Genomic DNA, 2,528 nt, shown 5'->3' on the forward strand with positions numbered 1-2,528 from the left:
CTCGATGAACAGCCGTTTGTGCTGCTCGTGATCGATGTTGCGGATGTAGCTACCGTCAATCTTCAGGTACGCCAGCCCCAGGTGCGCCAGGTTGCCGATCATGCTGAAGCGCCCGCCAAAGCGTTGCAGCGCCAAGCCGAAGCCAAGGGCGTGCAGGCGCCGGGTCAGTTGCTCCAGAGCAGCCTGTTCAGGCAACTGCTCTTCGCCAATTTCGAAAACCAGGCGGGACCCCAGTGCCGCGTTCTGACCCAGCAGTTCGAAGACTCGCTGCAGGGCCTTGGGGTCGGCAAGGGTGGCAGCCGACAAGTTCAGCGCCAGCACTTGGTCATGCCCGCGCAGGTGGGCCAGCACCTTTTCCAGCACCAGCACGTCCAGCCGCGGCATCCAGCCGAAACGCTCCAGCCAGGGCAGGAAGCGACCGGCCGGCAAGGCCACGCCCTGGCCATCCTGCAAGCGCGAAATCACCTTATGGTGCAGTACCCGTTGCGCATTGTCGCAATCCACCACGGGCTGGAAGAACAACTCGAAGTGCCCGTTGTTGAAGGCCTGGTCCAGCCGCTCGTGCCAGGCATGCTGGCTGTCTGCAGCAACTGCGGCGACACCTTGCTCAAGGCACACCCAGCCTGGCGTCGGCTGGTTCTCGGCGCGGGCCAGGGCCTCGTCAGCCAGCTTGAGCAACGCCTGCGGCGCATCGCCGGGGCTGAAGGGCGCGAGGCCGATGCAGGCTACCGGGTCGATATCACTGGCGCCGGTCTCATGCAGGCTCTGCAGCGTGGCCTCCAGTGCCTGGGCAAGGTTTACCGCCTCTTCATGCACCATGCCCGGCGCCAGCACAGCGAACTCGCCACCGCGGCTGCGGGAAATCAGGTCGTTGGTTTCCGGAAAGCTGGCACAGGTGCGGCGCAACTGCTCACCTACCGCCTGCAGCAACTGGTCGGTGCGCTGGCCGCCAAGACGTGCGTTCAAACCCGCCAGACCCTGCACCCGCAGCAGCAGAAGATAGCCCGCGCGCGCCTCTTCCAGGTTGCTGACCCGGGTGTTCAGCTGCATCTCGAAGTAACGCCGGTTCGACAGGCCAGTGAGGCTGTCCTGATAGGACTCGGCACGCAACCGTTCACTGCGCTCGGCCTGCTCGGTAAACAGGGCCTTGAGTTTCTCCACCATCTGGTTCATCGCCTGCACCACACGGCGCAGCTCCGGCGTGCGCGGCAGTTCTGGCAGGCTGAGGAATTCGCGGCGGGCAATGGCGTGGGATTGCTCGACCATGTAGTCCAGCGGCCGCAACTGGCGGCGTAACAGCAAGGCGCCGAGCACGGCACTGGCAGCGCCACACACCAGCAACCAGCCCAGGCTGCCCAGCGCGCTTTGCCAGAGCTTGGCAATGGCAAACATCGGGTGGCTGATCACTTCGACGCGCGCGGCCTGCTGCCAGCCGCGGCTGACAATGGCATCGCCACCGGCTGCTTCCAGGCCGATCAACTGCACGAACCAGCGTGGCACGCCACCCGGGTCAGGCTCGGCGTGGCGCTCTACCAGCACGGCATTGGAGCCCAGGTCGACGACCTTGATGCTCGAATAGTAACCACTGTCGAAGATCGAACTGACCATCAGCTCGACCATCGCCGGGTCATCGATGTTCGGCGTCAGCGACAGCGCCAGCGCAGTTGCCGCATCCTGGGCATGCGAGCGCAGCTGGTTGACATACTGGCTGCGCGAGCTTTCCAGGCTGACCATGAAACTGCCACTGAAGGCGACCACCAGGAACAGGCAAATGGCCAACAGCAATTGTTTGAACAGTGACATCTGTGCTCCTTCAGTAAACCGGCTCGGCCGGGAACCCTTCGACCTGCATTTTTTTCAACAAATCCTGCCAGCGTGACAACCGCTTGGTATCGCCGACTTTCTTGTTGCCCGTGGCACCCGTCAGCCACAACCCTTCGCCATTGAAGGCATACACCGGCAGCAGGTCGGTACGCTGGCTTGCCGGCTTGATGGCGTCCATCAGGCTGTCGAGTACCAAGGGTTGGGCCTGTGGGCTTGAATAATAGGTCAGCACCATATGCGCCCGGTTCTGCCGCAGCGCCTTTACGTAGGTGATACGCAGTTTGTCGCTGGGGATGCCCATGCGCCGCAGGCTGAAATACTTGGCAATGGCGTAGTCCTCGCAGTCCCCGGCACCTTTGATCAGTGCCTGCACCGGCGTCGCCCAGTAATCGACCTCATGCCACAGGTCGATATCCTCTACATAGCGCAGTTGCTGGTTGAAGAAGCGGTTGACCACTTGCAAGCGCTCAAGCTCGGTCCCCTGCTTTTGCGTGGCCATCAGGTTCTGCCAGGCATCGATGCGGCTTTGCCCGGCACCCAGCGGCCCATAGAGGGCCTGCGACTGGCGGCTGATCTGGGAGAAATCCCAGTCCGCATGCAAACCGCCGAGCAGCAGGCAGCCCAGCAGCCCGGCCAGGCCGACGCGTCGCACAACGGTTTTGAGCATCCAGGATATCGCCACTGCGAAGCCCTGTTCCGGCCAG

Annotated in this window: 2 protein-coding genes; both read right to left on the reverse strand. The window is 63.1% G+C overall.

Features of this window, described 5'->3' with window-relative positions:
- The coding region (gene lapD, locus HP547_RS24730; protein ID WP_172288005.1) for a cyclic di-GMP receptor LapD at positions 1-1,803 on the reverse strand (1,803 nt) is incomplete at its 3' end.
- A gap of 10 nt (positions 1,804-1,813) precedes the next feature.
- Positions 1,814-2,528 (reverse strand): cysteine protease LapG (gene lapG, locus HP547_RS24735; RefSeq protein WP_256676414.1); only part of this gene is annotated, 715 nt, incomplete at its 5' end.

This window comes from Pseudomonas sp. CM27, assembly GCF_013179515.1.
Taxonomy (GTDB): Bacteria; Pseudomonadota; Gammaproteobacteria; order Pseudomonadales; family Pseudomonadaceae; genus Aquipseudomonas.